A 441-nucleotide genomic window follows, 5' to 3' on the forward strand; every position below is an offset into this window, starting at 1 on the left:
GCTTATTTTCTGAGGCAAAATAGTCACGTATCAACTGCTGCCATTGCTCACGGGCGATGGGTTTTTGTAGCAGGTAATCCATGCCGACTTCGCGTGCACGCTGCGCATCTTCTGCTTTTAATGAAGCAGACTGACCGATAATCAGTACCTGTTCAGGAGTGCCTTGCATCAGCTTTCTCAGGTGGCGAACCAGTTCAAAACCGTCGCTCTCATCCAGCCGGCAGTCGGTAATAATAATAGTATGTTGGTGCTGCAACCAGCTCTGATAAGCCTGCTGAGCGTTCGCTACGGCATCAACCTCAAAGCCCATACTGCTAAACAGCTCATGTTGAACTTCCAGCAGCAGTGGTTCATCCTCCACCATCAACAAACGCCGTGACTCTGTAATAGCGCAGGGTGAGTTGATCTTGGGAGTCTCATTGGTGCTCTCCAGCGATTGTT

At 49.9% G+C, this 441-nt stretch carries 1 protein-coding gene; it reads right to left on the bottom strand.

Annotation, left to right across the window (positions count from 1 at the left end; genetic code table 11):
- Positions 1 to 364: response regulator (locus YALDO0001_RS19500; protein ID WP_004705764.1), on the bottom strand; the 364-nt coding region annotated here is incomplete at its 3' end.
- Positions 365 to 441 lie beyond the last annotated feature (77 nt).

It is taken from the genome of Yersinia aldovae ATCC 35236, assembly GCF_000173735.1.
In the GTDB taxonomy this organism is placed as follows: domain Bacteria; phylum Pseudomonadota; class Gammaproteobacteria; order Enterobacterales; family Enterobacteriaceae; genus Yersinia; species Yersinia aldovae.